The 17,921-nt window shown below is 61.8% G+C and carries 11 protein-coding genes and 1 pseudogene; 5 read left to right on the top strand and 7 right to left on the bottom strand.

The genetic code is table 11. The features are described from left to right. Positions 1-59: 59 nt before the first annotated feature. On the bottom strand, positions 60-1,550 hold the full coding sequence (locus E3Z29_RS05425) for an aldehyde dehydrogenase family protein (RefSeq protein WP_098966956.1): 1,491 nt from the start codon (positions 1,548-1,550) through the stop codon (positions 60-62). 165 nt (positions 1,551-1,715) lie between these two features. Between E3Z29_RS05425 and E3Z29_RS05420 the strand changes: the two genes are divergently transcribed. The 3 genes from E3Z29_RS05420 to nadE all read left to right on the top strand — a co-directional run bounded on the left by E3Z29_RS05420 (position 1,716) and on the right by nadE (position 4,897). Beyond that, on the top strand, positions 1,716-2,627 hold the full coding sequence (locus tag E3Z29_RS05420) for a LysR family transcriptional regulator (RefSeq protein ID WP_098966954.1): 912 nt from the start codon (positions 1,716-1,718) through the stop codon (positions 2,625-2,627). Between the two features lie 214 nt (positions 2,628-2,841). Next, positions 2,842-4,065 (top strand): nicotinate phosphoribosyltransferase, encoded by a 1,224-nt coding sequence (pncB, locus tag E3Z29_RS05415; RefSeq protein ID WP_041065644.1) that lies wholly within the window; start codon positions 2,842-2,844, stop codon positions 4,063-4,065. A 4-nt stretch (positions 4,066-4,069) separates the two neighbouring features. Continuing rightward, the gene (gene nadE, locus E3Z29_RS05410) at positions 4,070-4,897 is read left to right on the top strand and encodes an ammonia-dependent NAD(+) synthetase (RefSeq protein WP_134785309.1); all 828 of its coding nucleotides are present in this window, start codon (positions 4,070-4,072) and stop codon (positions 4,895-4,897) included. Between the two features lie 198 nt (positions 4,898-5,095). On the opposite strand, the gene azu is transcribed toward nadE, so the two are convergent. Further along, positions 5,096-5,542: an azurin gene (azu, locus tag E3Z29_RS05405; protein ID WP_098966950.1), complete on the bottom strand. Its 447-nt coding sequence runs from the start codon at positions 5,540-5,542 to the stop codon at positions 5,096-5,098. A gap of 340 nt (positions 5,543-5,882) precedes the next feature. Between azu and E3Z29_RS05400 the strand changes: the two are divergent. Both E3Z29_RS05400 and E3Z29_RS05395 read left to right on the top strand, forming a co-directional pair. Then, a pseudogene (locus E3Z29_RS05400) lies at positions 5,883-6,472 on the top strand (TIGR00730 family Rossman fold protein). 68 nt (positions 6,473-6,540) lie between these two features. Further along, the gene (locus E3Z29_RS05395) at positions 6,541-6,729 is read left to right on the top strand and encodes a hypothetical protein (protein ID WP_097089877.1); all 189 of its coding nucleotides are present in this window, start codon (positions 6,541-6,543) and stop codon (positions 6,727-6,729) included. 154 nt (positions 6,730-6,883) lie between these two features. Here E3Z29_RS05395 and E3Z29_RS05390 read toward each other — a convergent pair whose 3' ends face one another. From E3Z29_RS05390 to dnaB, 5 genes are all read right to left on the bottom strand, one after another. Then, complete coding sequence (locus tag E3Z29_RS05390) at positions 6,884-7,774, bottom strand: transglutaminase family protein (RefSeq protein ID WP_098966948.1); 891 nt, start codon at positions 7,772-7,774, stop codon at positions 6,884-6,886. Further along, positions 7,774-10,260, bottom strand: a complete 2,487-nt coding sequence (locus E3Z29_RS05385) for a circularly permuted type 2 ATP-grasp protein (protein WP_134785308.1) — start codon at positions 10,258-10,260, stop codon at positions 7,774-7,776. Before E3Z29_RS05385 ends, E3Z29_RS05390 begins: the two co-directional genes overlap by 1 nt. A gap of 88 nt (positions 10,261-10,348) precedes the next feature. Next, positions 10,349-13,624, bottom strand: coding sequence for a DUF2126 domain-containing protein (locus E3Z29_RS05380; RefSeq protein WP_134785307.1), 3,276 nt, complete (start codon positions 13,622-13,624; stop codon positions 10,349-10,351). A gap of 338 nt (positions 13,625-13,962) precedes the next feature. Continuing rightward, entirely contained in the window at positions 13,963-16,266 is a 2,304-nt protein-coding gene (locus tag E3Z29_RS05375) for a YgiQ family radical SAM protein (RefSeq protein ID WP_027611423.1), read from the bottom strand. Positions 16,267-16,458: 192 nt separating this feature from the next. After that, on the bottom strand, positions 16,459-17,856 hold the full coding sequence (gene dnaB / locus E3Z29_RS05370; RefSeq protein ID WP_047600693.1) for a replicative DNA helicase: 1,398 nt from the start codon (positions 17,854-17,856) through the stop codon (positions 16,459-16,461). Positions 17,857-17,921 lie beyond the last annotated feature (65 nt).

Raw genomic sequence — 17,921 nt, 5'->3', positions numbered from 1 at the left:
ATCGGGGATAAATCCCCTCACCACAAAAGCCCGCTCCCAGGATCTGCTTCATTCCAAACTCAGTCGAAGGTAATGCCCTGCGCCAGCGGCAACTCCAGCGAGTAGTTCACGGTGTTGGTCTGGCGGCGCATGTAGGCGCGCCAGGCGTCGGAGCCCGACTCACGACCGCCACCGGTCTCCTTCTCGCCACCAAACGCGCCGCCGATTTCCGCGCCGCTCGGGCCGATGTTGACGTTGGCGATGCCACAGTCGCTGCCGACCGCCGACATGAACTGCTCGGCCTCGCGCACGTCGGTAGTGAAGATGCACGACGACAGGCCCTGCGGCACCGCATTGTTCAAGCGCAGTGCTTCCTGGAAGTCGCTGTAGCCGACCACGTAGAGGATCGGGGCAAAGGTTTCGCTGCAGACCACGTCGCTCTGCTCTGGCATTTCGACAATGGCCGGCGACACGTAGTAGGCGTTGGGGAACTGATCTTCGAGCTGACGCTTGCCGCCGAACACCCGGCCGCCCTCGCTCAGTGCCTGCTCCAGCGCGTCCTGCATATTTTCGTAGCTGTGTTTGTCGATCAGCGGGCCGACCAGATTGCCTTCCAGCGGATGACCGATGCGCACTTTGGCGTACGCGGCTTTGAGGCGGGTGACGATTTCTTCCTTCACCGACTCATGGGCAATCAGCCGCCGCAGGGTGGTGCAACGCTGCCCGGCAGTACCGACCGCACTGAACAGGATGGCGCGCACGGCCATGTCCAGATCGGCGCTCGGGCCGAGGATCATCGCGTTGTTGCCGCCCAGTTCGAGAATGCTGCGAGCAAAACGTGCGGCGACTTTCGGCGCCACTTCACGGCCCATGCGGGTGCTGCCGGTGGCGCTGACCAGCGCGACACGCGGGTCATCCACCAGCGCTTCGCCGGCATCACGGCCACCGATGATCACCTGGCACAGGTGCGCCGGCGCATCGGTGAAATTCTTCACCACGCGATCGAACAGTGCCTGGCAGGCCAGTGCGGTCAGCGGGGTTTTCTCCGACGGCTTCCACACCACCGGGTTACCGCAGACCAGCGCCAACGTGGTGTTCCACGCCCACACCGCGACGGGGAAGTTGAACGCGCTGATCACGCCGACCACGCCCAGCGGATGCCAGGTTTCACGCATGTGGTGGCCCGGGCGCTCGGAGGCGATGGTCAAACCGTACAGCTGACGCGACAGGCCGACGGCGAAGTCGCAGATGTCGATCATCTCCTGCACTTCACCGAGGCCTTCCTGAGTGATCTTGCCCGCTTCCCACGACACCAGTTCGCCAAGGTCAGCCTTGTACTCACGCAGCACTTCGCCGAACTGACGCACCAGTTCGCCGCGACGCGGGGCCGGCACCTTGCGCCACAGCTCGAAAGCATGATCTGCGCGACTGATGTGCTGCTCGACTTCAGCCGGGCCTTCCCAGTTCACGGCGGCGATGCGGCTGCCGTCGATGGGCGAATGCACCGGCACTTTGCCGTTCTGATACAGGGCCGGGTTCACACCAAGACGATCAAGCAATGCGGCAACCATGGGTCACTCCTCAAGCGAAAAACAGAATGTGTGCGGACGCATTTTCGCGACCGGGCAGGCCTTTAGTTGTAGCTTCCCGAGGGCAAGGCAACAAACGACCTTTACGCGAGATATCATTCCGTTTATTCATGCTGCGCACAGAAAGACAAGAAAAAGGGATCACCCATGCTGAATAAACGCCACCTGCCATCGATCACCGCGTTGCAGTGCTTCGAGGCCGTGACCCGGCACCTGAGCTTCACCCGGGCCGCCGAAGAGCTGAACCTGACCCAGAGCGCTGTCAGCAAGCAAGTGGCGCAGCTTGAGGAATTGTTGCAGCACTTGTTGTTCCGTCGGGTGCGTCGTCGCTTGCAGATGACCCCGGCCGGGGATTTGTACCTGGTGGAAGTCCGAAAAATCCTCACCCAGGTGGAAATGTCCACGCATTACCTGCGTTCCTACGGCGGCGAGACCGAAGTCCTGCGCGTTTCTACCCCTTCGACCTTCGGCGCGCGCTGGCTGGTACCGCGTCTGAAGGGCTGGCGTCTGCGCCATCCGTCGATCCATCTCGACTTGTGCAACGAACAGGAGGCCGACGATTTGCTGCAGGGGCGCAGCGATCTGGCGTTCTATTTCGGTCAGGGCTCACGCCCCGGCACCGAATGCCTGAAGCTGTTCGGCGAAGAGCTGGTGCCGGTCTGTGCGCCCGGCAGCCTGCCGGATCAGCCCTTCACCGACCCGACGCAACTGACCGATCTGGTGCTGCTGCAAAATGCCTCGCGCCCACAGGCCTGGCATGACTGGTTCGACAGTCAGGGTTACCACACCGAACACAGCTACCACGGCCCGCGTTTCGAAACCTTTTATATGTGCATCCGCGCCGCCCAGGTCGGCTGCGGTGTGGCGCTGCTGCCACGGTTTCTGGTGGAAGAGGAATTGGCCGACGGCAAACTGGTCATTCCCTGGCAGCATGCAATGCCCAGCTCCGACGCCTATTACCTGGCCTACCCGGAGCATGCGGCGGAAGTGCCGAAGGTGCGGGATTTTGTGAAGTGGATGCTGGAGCAGATCGACAGCCCGGACCTGACGCCGATATAGAGTTTTCAACAACCCTGTGGGAGCGGGCTTGCTCGCGAATGCGGTGGGCCAGTCAATTCAAATGGGACTGATGCACCGCATTCGCGAGCAAGCCCGCTCCCACAGGTGATCTCGACGCTCTTAAAAAATGCTGGCAATCCCCACCGCTGATATGCGCCACTAGCGTCATTGATTGATCCCGCGCATCCGCGCGGTGTACCTGGAGACCCCGTTTATGAGCGAGAGTGTGTTTGCCGATCGCATCGTGCAGAACCTGCTCGACACCGACTTCTACAAACTGACGATGATGCAGGCGGTGCTGCACAACTACCCCAACGTCGAAGTCGAATGGGAGTTCCGTTGCCGTAACAGCGAGGATCTGCGGCCGTATCTGGCCGAAATTCGCTACCAGATCGAGCGCCTGGCCGAGCTGAGCCTGAGTGCCGACCAGTTGAGCTTTCTCGAGCGCATCACCTTCCTGAAACCGGATTTCCTGCGCTTTCTCGGACTGTTCCGCTTCAACCTGCGCTACCTGCACACTGGCATCGAGAACGGCGAGTTGTTCATCCGCCTGCGCGGTCCGTGGCTGCATGTGATCCTCTACGAAGTGCCGCTGCTGGCGATCGTCAGCGAAGTGCGCAACCGCTATCGCTACCGGGAAATCGAACTGGTGCAGGCGCGCGAACAGCTGTATCGCAAGTTCGACTGGCTCAGCGCCAACGCCTCGGCCGACGAACTGGCGCAATTGCAGGTCGCCGATTTCGGCACCCGCCGGCGCTTCTCGTACCGCGTGCAGGAAGAAGTGGTCAACGTGCTCAAGCACGATTTCCCCGGGCGCTTTGTCGGCACCAGCAACGTGCACTTGTCCCGCGAGCTGGACATGAAACCGCTGGGCACCATGGCCCATGAATGGATCATGGCCCACCAGCAACTCGGCCCACGCTTGATCGACAGCCAGATCGCCGCGCTCGACTGCTGGGTGCGCGAATACCGTGGCCTGCTGGGGATTGCTCTCACCGATTGCATCACCACCGACGCCTTCCTCGGCGATTTCGACCTGTTTTTCGCCAAGCTCTTCGACGGTCTGCGCCACGATTCCGGGGATCCGGTGCAGTGGGGTGAAAAGTGCATCGCCCACTACCACAAACTCGGCATCGACCCGATGAGCAAGACCCTGGTGTTCTCCGACAGCCTGACCCTGCCCAAGTCGCTGGAGATCTTCCGCGCGCTGCACGGGCGGATCAACGTCAGCTTTGGCATCGGCACCAACCTGACCTGTGACATTCCGGGTGTCGAACCGATGAGCATCGTGCTTAAAATGACCGCCTGCAACGGCCAGCCGGTGGCGAAGATCTCCGACGAGCCCGGCAAGACCCACTGCAAAGACCCGAATTTCGTCGCCTATTTGCGACATGTGTTTCAGGTTCCTGCCGTTTCCAGTCTATCTAGCAAGGAGTGAATTCATGCAAGCCGTACAGCGTGAGATTGCTGAACAGCTCAAGGTGCAACCGCCATTCGCCGGGCATCAGGCCCTCGAAGCGGAAGTCGCCCGGCGCATCACCTTTATCCAGGATTGCCTGGTCAATTCCGGCCTCAAGACCCTGGTGTTGGGCATCAGCGGCGGCGTCGACTCGCTGACCGCCGGCCTGCTGGCCCAGCGCGCCATACGTGAACTGCGCGAGCGCACCGGCGACGACGCCTACAAGTTCATCGCCGTGCGCCTGCCGTACGAAACCCAGTTCGACGAGCACGACGCCCAGGCGTCGGTGGACTTCATCGCTCCGGACGAACGCCACACGGTGAACATCGGCCCGGCGGTCAAATCACTGGCCAAGGAAGTGGCGGCGTTCGAAGGCAAACATGCGGTGTCGGTGGATTTCGTGCTCGGCAACACCAAGGCGCGGATGCGCATGGTCGCCCAGTACACCATCGCCGGCGCGGCGCACGGCCTGGTGATCGGCACCGACCACGCGGCGGAAGCGGTGATGGGCTTCTTCACCAAGTTTGGTGACGGCGCCTGCGACCTGGCCCCGCTCAGCGGTCTGGTGAAAAACCAGGTCCGGGCGATTGCCCGCAGCTTTGGCGCACCGGAATCGCTGGTGGAAAAAGTGCCGACCGCGGATCTGGAAGACCTGTCGCCGGGCAAACCGGACGAAGCCTCCCACGGCGTAACCTACGCCGAGATCGACGCCTTCCTGCACGGCGAGCCCGTGCGTCAGGAAGCGTTCGACATCATCGTCAGCACCTACAACAAGACCCATCACAAGCGGGTCATGCCGTTCGCGCCTTGATCGGCGACCGAATGAAAAAGCCCGCTGAGGAGCGATCCTCAGCGGGCTTTTCTTTGGCCAGTTCACCTGTCGATGCTGATGGCCTCTTCGCGAGCAAGCCCGCTCCCACAGTGTCCCGGTTGTTCACAAAATGTGTGACCGACACAAACCCTGTGGGAGCGAGCCTGCTCGCGAAGAACGATAACGCGGTGAACCTGCTTACTTCACAGCAATGGTGCCTTTCATCATCGAGATGTGGCCCGGGAAGGAGCAGAAGAAGCCGTAGTCAGTGCCAGCGGTCAGCTTCGATACGTCGATGGTCAGCGTATCTTTCTCGCCGGCGCCGATGATCTTGGTGTGAGCGATAACGCGCTCGTCGCCGTCTTTCAGGTAGTTCTTGTCGATGCCAGCGGCCAGGCCGTCGGTGGCGATCGGCTGCATGTCAGCGGTTTTGCTGACCACCAGGTTATGGCCCATGACGTTCTTCGGCAGGCTGCCGGAGTGAGTCAGTTCGACGGTGAAGGTCTTGCAGCTCTTGTCGATCACGATCTCCTTGGTGTTGAAGGACATCTGGTCGGTGGAATCAACGGTGGTTTTGCACTCGGCAGCCATCAATTGGCTGCTGGCCAGCGCCAGCAGGGATACCGCAACAACTTTGGAAAACATGGTGAATCTCCAAGGCAGGGTTAACAAAAACACTAATGGTGGAAAGACTGCCTGAAATCTTCGCAAGTTCCTATGACTTGAGTCAAAAATTGTATACAACTTTCAGGCTATGACACTCATCGAAACAATCTACCGGCCAGAATCCAAGGCCGGGCCTATGATCGGCGCATCTACTGAAACGGAGTACCGATCATGTTCTTTAACGGTCTGTTGTGCAGTTTGCTCGCCGCCTACGCCTGTGGCGCCAGCGGTACCTTTGAATCGCCAGAACGCGAAGCTTAGTCCTTGGATCAAGGCTTGCCAGCCATTACCCTGTGACGGATTGACCCAGGAGGAAGGCATGTCTCTCAAATCCGTTTGTGTATTTTGCGGTGCCAACGCCGGCACTGATCCGGCTTACACCGAAGCCGCCCAAGCCCTTGGCCGGGCTCTCGCCGAGCGCCAGCTGACGCTGGTTTACGGTGGGGGTGCCGTGGGCCTGATGGGCCTGGTGGCGGACGCCGCGCTGGCCGCTGGCGGCGAAGTGATCGGGATCATTCCGCAAAGCCTGATGGACAAGGAGATCGGTCACAAAAGCCTGACGCGCCTTGAAGTGGTCGATGGCATGCACGCGCGCAAGGCCCGCATGGCTGAACTGAGCGATGCGTTCATCGCGTTGCCCGGTGGCCTCGGCACGCTGGAAGAGCTGTTCGAAGTCTGGACCTGGGGCCAGCTCGGTTACCACGGCAAGCCGCTGGGGCTGCTTGAGGTGAACGGTTTTTACAGCAAACTCACCGCTTTTCTTGACCATATCGTCGGCGAAGGCTTCGTTCGCGCCCCACACCGTGACATGCTGCAAGTGAGCGAATCAGCACAAACGCTGCTCGACGCGCCCTGGATAACTGGAAGCCGACCGTCACGCCCAAGTGGGTCGACCAAAAACCCGGCTAACCGCCAGGCACCGATACAGGGCAGAATACGCGCCGCTCAACCTCACCTTCGACCCCAGAGGATCGCCCATGGCCAAACCCAATTACTCCTTCGCCAAACGTCAACGAGACCTGGAAAAGGAAAAGAAGAAAGAGGAAAAGCTTCAGCGCAAGAAACAACAGGCTGAAGAAGCGGCACTAAACCCTGACGGTGAAGTGGCGACTGACAACGATGATGAAGTTGTTGATGCACCGAAAGACCAGGCGCCTGACGCCTGAGCTGATTGCTGATTCGCTCCCTGCGGGAGCGATCTGTGGTGAGGGGATTTATCCCCGATGGGTCGCGAAGCGGCCCCAAATTGTTTTGCGACTGCTTCGCAGCCGATCGGGGATAAATCCCCTCGCCACAAAAGCTCCCCACACTCGATTGTCTTCACTCCAATGGCATCACCGTGACCCGCACTTCCGGATCATGCGAACCGCCCCCCAGAATCACCCCCCGCAACGGCGACACATCGGAAAAATCCCGGCCCCAGGCCAGGGTGATGTGCTCCAGCGCCGGCTGCACGTTGTTGGTCGGATCGAAATCCACCCAGCCCAATACCGGACAGAACACCGACACCCAGGCATGCGACGCATCGGCGCCGATCAGCCGTGGCTGCCCCGGTGGCGGCTGGGTCAGCAGATAGCCACTGATGTAGCGCGCTGCCAGTCCTCGCGAGCGCACGCAAGCGAGCATCAGATGCGCGAAGTCCTGACACACGCCACGCCGGCGCTCGAGCACCTCGACCAGCGGCGTCGCCACTTGCGTGGCCTCGGCATCGAAGGTGAATTCGCTGAAAATTTTCTGCATCAAGGCCTGCACGCCCAGCAACAAGGGCCTGCCTGGAGGAAAACAGCTTTCGGAAAACTCGACGAAGCTGCGTTTCAAATGCACGTAGGGTGATTGAAACCGATAGCGACAAGCCTCCAGCATTTCGGCGGACAACGGCTGACTGCTGTAGGTCAGCGCGTTGCGCGTCTGCTCCCACGCCGGGGACAGACTGAAATCCGCCAGTGGCCGCGCCAGCACCTCAACCGTGAGCCGGGCGTTGACCTGCAACTCGTCATGCGGGCGCTCGAAGGCCAGTCGGGTCAGCGGATTGCCGAACACATCCAGTTCATCCCGCCGCGTGGTCGGGTCCGGGCTGATCAGCAATTGCTGCTCGGTGCAGCGTTGCCACGTGCACTCACGCGGCCACAGGTGCGCGAGTTGCTGTGCCAGCGAAACCGGGCTGTCGTAGTGGTAACAGGTGTCGTGAAAGATCTGGTAGTGCGCGCTCATCAGACGGACACCGTGCGCTGGCTGACATCATCGACATGGGCAAAGTGGCGCAGCGCCAGCCGATCGGACACCTGACCGCTGGCTTCGGCAATCTCTTGCAGCAAATCCGCCAGACCATCGAGCGCGGCACGCACGCTGTTTTCCCCGAACAGCGGGTTCTCCAGACAGCCCAGATCGAACCGAGCCAGACGCTCGACCAACTGCGGCAATCCGGCCTCGCGAGGCACGCCGAAATCATCGTTCAAGCGTTTCAAAGTGCGGGTCACCAGTTTTAACTGGAACAGCACCGCGTGCGGGTTCTGCTCATCCAGCAGCAACAGGTCGAGCACCGGAATCAACTGCGCCACCGCCAGATACCGCGAACGGTAGGTGATGCTGCTGTTGCCCAGTTCCAGCAGCCATTCCAGCCCCGCCTGATCGAACGCCCCGGCGCCGCGCAGAAATGCGGCCAGACTGCGGCTGAGAAACTGCAAGCGTTCGATCCGCCGACCGATCATCAGAAAGCGCCAGCCTTCGTCGCGGGTCATGTCGTCGAGCGCGAAACCCGAAAGCGCCGCCAGCGACATCACCAGCCGGTTGAGAAAATCCAGCAACTCGCCGAAGTCCGGCTCCTCGGTGTCCAGTTCCAGCGCCTCGCGTTGCAACTCGACCAAGGCCTGCCAGTTCTCCCGCGAGAGCTTGCCGCGCACCTGCGAGGCCGCCCATTGCAGGCGCTGCAGGTTGGAGCGCAGGCTGAACGACCAGTCCTCGCCGAGCAGCGCCGCCAGCAGCCGCTCCGGCAGCTCACCCTCCTCCGGCAGCAACATCAGACGCTCACCCAGCTCCACAGCGGCCTGCAACGCTTGCGGATCATCGCCATCGACATACCGCGCGAGCATGATCCGCAGCAGTCGCGCACTGTCGTCACAACGCTCGCAGTAACGACCGAACCAGAACAGGTTTTCCACTACCCGCGAGGGCAGATAAGGATCGCGGCGCACCAGATCGTGTACGCCGACGTTGCGCTGGGTTTTCCATTGTTCGCCACTCGGCGCACGCTCGCCCAGCACCCAAGTGTCCTTGCTCGCGCCACCGCGCTGCATCGACACCACTTCGGCATCGGCCTCGGCGGCGACCCGGGTCAGCCCACCGGGCAATACGCGATAGCCATCGCGACTGGCCACGGCGTACATGCGCATGCCGATGGCTCGCGGTTGCAACTGGCCGTCTTCGGCTTGCCAGATCGGCGCCTGCGACAACTGCGCCAGCTCTTGCGCGACATACGCGTACGGCCGCGCCTGCATCCGCTCGGCGAGTGCCTGGCGCTGTTGTTCACTCAGATCGCGGCCGAATACCGGGGCGAAGCTTTGTGAGGGGAACGCCGGTTTGATCAGCAGCTCCGGAAGCTTTTCCAGCGCCTGCGCCAATACCGGTGCCTCGCCGCACCACCAGGTGGCGATGGACGGCAGGAGCAGTTCCTCGCCGAACAGGTACTGATTGATCTTCGGCAGAAATCCAAGCAATCCCGGCGACTCCAGCACGCCGCTGCCCAACGCATTGGCCACCAGCACCCGGCCCTGACGCACCGCTTCCAGCAAGCCAGGCACCCCGAGTGCCGAGTCGGTGCGCAGCTCCAGCGGGTCGCAGAAGTCATCGTCGAGCCGGCGCATGATTGCGTGCACCCGGCGCAGACCACTGAGGGTTTTCAGGTACACCGTGGCATCGCGCACGGTGAGGTCGCCGCCCTCCACCAGCGGATAACCGAGCTGGCGTGCCAGATAAAGGTGTTCGAAGTAACTTTCGTTGAAGCGCCCTGGCGTGAGCAACACCACCAGCGGCGCGTCATCGGCACACGGCGCCTGACGCGCGAGGGTTTCCTGCAGGGTGCGGAAGAAGCCGGCCAGGTGCTGCACTTTCAGATCGCGGTACAACTCGGGAAACGCCCGCGAAACGATGGTGCGATTTTCCAGCGCATACCCCGCGCCCGACGGCGCCTGAGTACGATCCGCCGTGACCCACCAGCGCCCGTCCGGCGTGCGCGCCAGGTCCACGGCGTACAGATGCAGAAAGGCATCTTCCGGTGGCGCGATGCCCTGACAGGGCCAGAGAAAATTGTTGTGGCCGAACACCAGCTCCGCCGGTAACAACCCTTCGCTGATCAGCCGCTGTGGCCCATACAGATCGGCCAGTACCGCATTGAGCAAGCGTGCTCGCTGGGCAATCCCCGCCGACAGTTGCTGCCACTCATCAGCAGCGATCACGTGCGGCAGCAGGTCCAGCTCCCACGGGCGGTCAGCGCCCTTGGGATCGGCATAGACGTTGTAGGTCACGCCGTTTTCCTGAATCTGCCGGGCCAGCAACGCCTGCCGCTGCACCAGTTGCCCCGGGGTGCTGCGCTGCAATTGATCGAACAGCCGCCGCCAATGCGGGCGCACTTCCCCGCTGTCATTCAGCAGTTCGTGATAAGTGCCCGCGGTCAGCGGGTAGCGGTCTAGCAGGTCAGGCATGGAAAGCTCGGCAGACAGCAGGGAACGGTCAGACTAACGCAGGCACATGACGTGCGGATATACGAAAAATCCGCATGTCGTGCAGGACTTAGAAACGTCGCAAATCGAGCGTCATCGGCAACTCGTCGGAGATTGTCAGGTTCGGTATCGGAAGTTTCCCCGGCGTGTGTCCGATGCGGAAAAACCGCGCCATGCGCCGGCTCTCCGCTTCGTTGGCATTGACCGGTAACGTCTCGTAATTGCGCCCGCCCGGGTGCGCCACGTGGTACTGGCAACCGCCCAGTGAACGCTGCATCCAGGTGTCGAGCAGGTCGAACACCAGCGGCGCGTGCACCGGGATGGTCGGTTGCAGGCAGTTGGCCGGTTGCCAGGCCCGAAAGCGCACGCCGGCGACGAACTCACCGATGCGCCCGGTCGGTTGCAGCGGCAGCGGAATGCCGTTGCAGGTCAGCAGATAGCGCTGCGGCGGCAGGCCGCTGAGCTTGATCTGCAAACGCTCCAGCGACGAATCGACATAACGCACCGTGCCGCCGGCCGTACCCTCCTCGCCCAGCACATGCCAAGGTTCCAGCGCCTGGCGCAGCTCCATCTCGATGCCGCTGACCGCGTAATCGCCAACCTTGGGAAAACGGAACTCCAGATGCGCAGCGAACCACTCGGCGCGCAATGGATAGCCGGCGTTGTTCAGTTCGACGATGACGTCGGCGAAATCCTGCTCGATAAAGTGCGGCAGCATGAAGCGGTCGTGCAGCTCGGTGCCCCAGCGCGCCAGTTTCGGCGGCGCATATGGCTCGCGCCAGAATCGCGCAACCAGCGCACGCAGCAACAACTGCTGAGCCAGGCTCATGCGCGCATGCGGCGGCATTTCGAAGGCGCGCAGCTCCAGCAGGCCAAGGCGCCCGGTAGCGCCATCCGGCGAATACAGTTTGTCGATGCAGAACTCGGCGCGGTGAGTGTTGCCGGTGACGTCGATCAGCAAATTGCGCAGCAGTCGATCCACCAGCCACGGCGCGCACGCTTCGCCCGGTTCAGGCATCTGCGCGAAGGCGATTTCCAGTTCGTACAGGGCGTCGTTGCGCGCTTCATCGACCCTCGGCGCCTGCGAGGTCGGGCCGATGAACAGACCGGAAAACAGGTAGGACAGTGACGGATGGTTGTGCCAGTAGCTGATCAGGCTACGCAGCAGGTCCGGGCGGCGCAGGAATGGTGAGTCTGCCGGGGTCGCGCCACCGAGGACGAAATGGTTGCCGCCGCCGGTGCCGGTATGGCGCCCGTCGATCATGAATTTTTCGGTGGTCAGGCGGGTTTGCCGCGCCTGTTCATAGAGAAACTCGGTGCGTTCGACCAGTTCGTCCCAAGTCGCGGACGGCTGCACGTTGACCTCGATCACGCCCGGATCCGGGGTGATGCGGAAGTTGCTCAGGCGCGGATCACTCGGAGGCTCGTAACCTTCCAGCAGCACCGGGCAACGCAGCTCTTCGGCGGTGGCTTCGATGGCCGCCACCAGTTCCAGATAGTCTTCGACCCGCTCCAGCGGCGGCATGAACAGATACAGACGCCCTTCGCGCGCTTCGGCACAGAAGGCGGTGCGGGTCAGCCAGTCGGCGGACTCGTCAATTTTCGGCGCGCGTTCGGCGGCCGTGGCGGGTTCGGCATGACTGTTGAGCTGCGCGGTGTTCGGCAGCTCGGGGAAGTCCTGATTCGGATCGTTGGGATGAATGAACGGATACTCGGCGGCCTTCACCCACGGCTGCGAGCCGAGTGGCAAGCGATAACCCAGCGGCGAATCCCCCGGTACCAGCCGGCAATGCTCGTCGCGCAGATACCAGCGCCCGCTCTGCCATTGATCCCCCTTGGCGGTGCGGGCCAGCGGCAGCACCTGGCCGATCACTTTATCCAGGCCCTGCGCGAAAACCTTGCGCAGACGCGCACGCTCCAGCGGTTCTTCAAGACGCGAGTCTTCAGCGCTGACGTTGCTCGGCAATGCGCCCTCACGCCAGAGGTAATAAAAATTGTCTTCGTAGGCTGGAAACACGAAACGAGCAGGCAGTTTCAGGCGTTCGGCAACACTCGCCAGAAAACGCCCGGCCAGTTCGCCATCGGCGCCGTAGTCCTGCTGCTCATCGGCGATCAGCGCGCTGTTTTGCCAGATCGGCACGCCATCGCGGCGCCAGTAGCAGTTGAGCGACCAGCGCGGCAATTGCTCGCCGGGGTACCACTTGCCCTGACCGAAATGCACCAGACCTTTCGGCGCATAGTGCTGGCGCATGCGCTGGAACAGTTCGGCGGAGAGGCGGCGCTTGTCCGGGCCCAGCGCGGCGGTGTTCCACTCGGCGCCATCGGGGTCGTCGATGGAGACGAAGGTCGGCTCGCCGCCCATGGTCAGGCGCACATCGCCTTCCAGCAAGTCGGCATCGATCTGCCGGCCCAGCGCCTGAATCGCCAGCCACTGCTCATCGGTATAGGGTTTGGTGACCCGTGGCGCTTCCCAGATCCGCTCCACCGACATTTCGTGGCTGAACTGGCATTCGCACGGCTCGACCAGACCACTGATCGGCGCGGCTGAGGATGGATCGGGGCTGCAGGCCAGCGGGATATGCCCTTCGCCGGCGAACAATCCGGACGTAGCATCCAGGCCGATCCAGCCGGCGCCCGGCAAGTACACCTCGCACCAGGCGTGCAGGTCGGTGAAGTCCACTTCGGTGCCGGACGGGCCGTCGAGACTCTTCACGTCGGCGGTCAGTTGAATCAGGTAACCGGAAACGAACCGCGCGGCCAGCCCGAGGTTGCGCAGCAGTTGCACCAGCAGCCACGCCGAGTCGCGGCAGGAGCCGGAGGCATGCTCGAGGGTGTGTTCAGGGGTTTGCACACCCGGTTCCATGCGAATCAGGTAGCGAATGTCTTCGCTGAGGCGCTGGTTGAGCATCACCAGGAAATCCACGGCGGGCAGCGGCGTACGGTCGATCCCGTCCAGATAGGCTTTGAATGCCGGAGTCAGCGGCAAGGTTTCGAGGTACGGCGCCAGCTCTTTGCGCTCATCGGCCGCGTAAGTGAAGGGGATTTTCTCGGCGTAGGGTTCGAGGAAGAAGTCGAACGGGTTGAACACCGCCATCTCGGCCAGCAGATCGACTTCGATGCGCAACTCGTCGGTTTTCTCGGGGAACACCAGACGCGCGAGGTAGTTGCCCTGCGGGTCTTGCTGCCAGTTGATGAAATGCTGCTCGGGCGAGACCTTCAGCGCATACGAAAGAATCCGCGTGCGGCTGTGGGCGGCCGGACGCAGGCGTACGATCTGCGGGCCGAGTTCGACAGCGCGGTCGTAGCGGTAATGCGTGACGTGATGCAATGCGACATGAATCGACACGGCGTGCCTCCTGCGAGCCTAAGCGTATTCGAAAGCGCGCAAGACTTATGCCATGCAGAGGCTTGGGCGCTTTCCCGGAATGCTCAGGGCAGTACAGCACCAAAATCGGGCGATGCGGGGAAATGGATTGAGGAAGTTGCGCCTAAATGTGGCGGCAGTGGTAGATGCGGCGCCTAAGATGACGCCTTCGCGAGCAAGCCCGCTCCCACAGGAGACCGCATTCCAACTGTGGGAGCGGGCTTGCTCGCGAAGGGGCCAGTCGATTCAGCGCATTTCCTGAAACCTGAAATGCAAAACGCCAACCCGAAGGTTGGCGTTCTGTTGAAACAAAAAGCGACTTAGCGCGGTACGACCGGCTTGCGAGCCGGTTTCGGCCCCTTGCCCTTGGCCGCTTCCTTGCGCTCCTTGGCCGCCTGCTGGTTGCGGGCGAATGCCGCAGCCTTGGCCTGTTCACGCTTGTCCCAAGGATTGCCACCGTCGCTGGCACGCGGCGGCAGGCCGTTGTGCTGGGTGAGAATCTTGGTGGTCTTCTCTTTCGCGACCTTGTGGCTGCCGGCCGGCGTCGAGTTCTTGCGACGGGCGCTCTGGTAGCTGTCGGTGGCCGGTTGATGCAGCGGAATCAACTGATCCTTGCCCGGACCGATCAGATCACCACGGCCCATGCGAATCAACGCTTCGCGCAGCATCGGCCAGCCTTTCGGGTCGTGATAACGCAAGAACGCCTTGTGCAGGCGGCGCTGCTCTTCGCTCTTGACGATGGTCACGCCGTCGCTCTTGTAGGTGACCTTGCGCAGCGGGTTCTTGCCCGAGTGGTACATCGCGGTCGCAGTGGCCATCGGCGACGGATAGAACGCCTGCACCTGGTCGGCACGGAAACCGTTGCCCTTGAGCCACAGCGCCAGGTTCATCATGTCTTCGTCGGTGGTGCCCGGGTGCGCGGCGATGAAGTACGGGATCAGGTACTGCTCTTTGCCTGCTTCCTTGGTGTACTTCTCGAACATGCGCTTGAACTTGTCATAGCTGCCAATGCCCGGTTTCATCATCTGGTTGAGCGGACCTTCCTCGGTGTGTTCCGGGGCGATCTTCAGGTAACCGCCGACGTGGTGGGTCACCAGCTCTTTGACGTACTCCGGCGATTCAACCGCGAGGTCGTAACGCAGGCCGGAGGCGATGAGAATCTTCTTCACTCCCGGCAAGGCACGGGCACTGCGGTACAGCTGAATCAGCGACGAGTGGTCGGTGTTCAGGTTCGGGCAGATGCCCGGGAACACGCAGGACGGCTTGCGGCACGCGGATTCGATTTCCGGGCTCTTGCAGGCGATGCGGTACATGTTCGCGGTCGGGCCGCCGAGGTCGGAGATGACGCCGGTGAAGCCCGGAACCTTGTCGCGGATCTCTTCGATTTCGCGAATGATCGACTCTTCGGAACGGTTCTGGATGATCCGGCCTTCGTGCTCGGTGATCGAGCAGAAGGTACAACCGCCGAAGCAGCCACGCATGATGTTCACCGAGAAACGGATCATGTCGTAGGCCGGAATCTTCTCCTTGCCGTACGCCGGGTGCGGAACCCGTGCGTAAGGCATGCCGAACACGTAGTCCATTTCTTCAGTGGTCATCGGAATCGGCGGCGGGTTGAACCAGACGTCGACCTCGCCATGCTTCTGCACCAGCGCACGGGCGTTGCCCGGGTTGGTTTCAAGGTGCAGCACGCGGTTGGCGTGGGCGTACAGGACCGGGTCGTTACGCACCTTTTCCATCGACGGCAGGCGGATCACGGTCTTGTCGCGAGTCATGCGCGGGCTGGCCAGGATCTGTACGACCTTGGCTTCCTCGGGATCATCCACCGGGCCCTTCTCTTGCTCGATGGCGCAAGCCTGGGTGTCCTGGGTGTTGACGTACGGGTTGATGATCTTGTCGACCTTGCCCGGACGGTCGATACGCGTGGAGTCGACTTCGTACCAGCCCTGCGGCGTGTCACGACGGATGAACGCGGTGCCGCGCACGTCGGTGATGTCTTCGATCTTGTGCCCGTAGGACAGACGCTGGGCCACTTCGACGATGGCGCGCTCGGCGTTGCCGTACAGCAGAATGTCGGCGCTGGCGTCGATCAGGATCGAGTTGCGCACGCGATCCTGCCAGTAGTCGTAGTGGGCGATGCGACGCAGGGAAGCTTCGATGCCGCCGAGGACGATCGGCACATGCTTGTAGGCTTCCTTGCAGCGCTGGCTGTAAACCAGGCTCGCGCGATCCGGACGTTTGCCCGCCATGCCACCCGGGGTGTAGGCGTCGTCGGAACGGATTTTCTTGTCCGCGGTGTAGCGGTTGATCATCGAGTCCATGTTGCCGGCCGCGACGCCGAAGAACAAGTTCGGCTCGCCGAGCTTCATGAAGTCGTCTTTGGATTGCCAGTTCGGCTGGGCAATGATCCCGACGCGGAAGCCTTGGGACTCCAGCAGCCGGCCGATGATCGCCATGCCGAACGACGGGTGATCGACGTAGGCATCACCGGTGACGATGATGATGTCGCAGGAATCCCAGCCGAGCTGATCCATCTCCTCCCTGCTCATCGGCAGGAATGGCGCTGGCCCGAAACATTCGGCCCAGTACTTCGGATAGTCAAATAACGGCTTGGCTGCTTGCATGTCGATAACCGGTGTTGGCTTTCATTGAATTTCGCGGGCGCGGAATATAGCACAAATTTTGACCAATTCCGACGGCTGTGGTCGGAAATTGCGCCACGCCCATTCGCGAGCAAGCCCGCTCCCACATTTGAATGCATTCCAGGTGTGGGAGCGGGCTTGCTCGCGAAAGCGTCAGCTCAAACGATGAAGAATTTACTCATCGTCGTCGAAGTTGTAACTGCCCGGCGCGAGGTTTTCGAAGCGGGTGTACTTACCGATAAAGGCCAGGCGGATAAAGCCGATCGGGCCGTTCCGCTGCTTGCCGATGATGATTTCGGCGATGCCCTTGTGTTCGGTTTCCGGGTGATACACCTCGTCCCGGTACACGAACATGATGACGTCGGCGTCCTGCTCGATCGCTCCGGATTCCCGCAAGTCGGAGTTCACCGGACGCTTGTTGGGACGTTGTTCCAGGGAACGGTTGAGCTGCGACAGCGCCACCACCGGGCAGTTGAATTCCTTGGCCAGGGCTTTCAGGGATCGCGAAATCTCGGAAATCTCGTTGGTCCGGTTGTCACCGCTGGAGCCGGGAATCTGCATCAGCTGCAGGTAGTCGATCATGATCAGGCCGACGTCGCCGTGCTCGCGCACCAGACGCCGGGTCCGCGCGCGCATTTCCGACGGGCTGATGCCGGCGGTGTCATCGATGAACAGCTTGCGGTCGTTGAGCAGGTTGACCGCCGAGGTCAGGCGCGGCCAATCGTCGTCTTCCAGTTGGCCGGAACGCACCTTGGTCTGGTCGATACGACCGAGGGACGAGAGCATACGCATGATCAACGATTCACCTGGCATCTCGAGGGAGTACACCAGCACCGCCTTGTCGCTGCGCAGTACGGCGTTTTCCACCAGGTTCATCGCGAAGGTGGTTTTACCCATCGACGGACGGCCGGCGACGATGATCAGGTCGGACGGCTGCAGGCCACTGGTCTTCTCGTCGAGGTCGGTATATCCGGTGGACAGACCGGTAATCGCGTCGGCAGTGTTGAACAGGGTGTCGATGCGATCGATGGCCTTGGTCAACAGTTCGTTGACCCCCACCGGGCCGCCGGTCTTCGGCCGCGCCTCAGCGATCTGGAAGATCTGCCGTTCGGCTTCGTCGAGGATCTCTTCGGCTGTACGGCCTTCAGGGTTGAAGGCGGCGTCGGCAATTTCGGTGCTGATACCGATCAGCTGGCGCAACGTCGCGCGCTGGCGAACGATCTGCGCATAGGCTTTGATGTTGGCGACGGACGGCGTGTTTTTCGCCAGTTCGCCGAGGTAACCGAGGCCGCCGACCTGGGACGTCTGACCTTCCTTGTCCAGTTGCTCGGCAAGTGTCACGACGTCGATCGGCATGTTCTGATCGGCCAATTTGGCGATCGCACGGAAGATCAGACGGTGGTCATGTCGGTAGAAATCGCCGTCGGAGACTTGATCGAGCACGCGTTCCCAGGCGTTGTTGTCCAGCATCAGACCACCGAGTACGGCCTGTTCGGCCTCGATGGAATGCGGCGGCACCTTCAGGGCAGCGGTTTGCAGATCGTATTGCTCGGGAGCGGTGATTTCGTTCATGGCCACTTGGAGTCAGGTTTGAAAACGGGAGTACCAGAAAGACAAAGGGCACGACCTGTAAACAG

Origin of the sequence: Pseudomonas sp. S150 (assembly GCF_004526365.1) — a bacterium.
In the GTDB taxonomy this organism is placed as follows: Bacteria; Pseudomonadota; Gammaproteobacteria; order Pseudomonadales; family Pseudomonadaceae; genus Aquipseudomonas; species Aquipseudomonas putida_A.
This window is presented reverse-complemented; position numbering and strand designations above follow the sequence as displayed.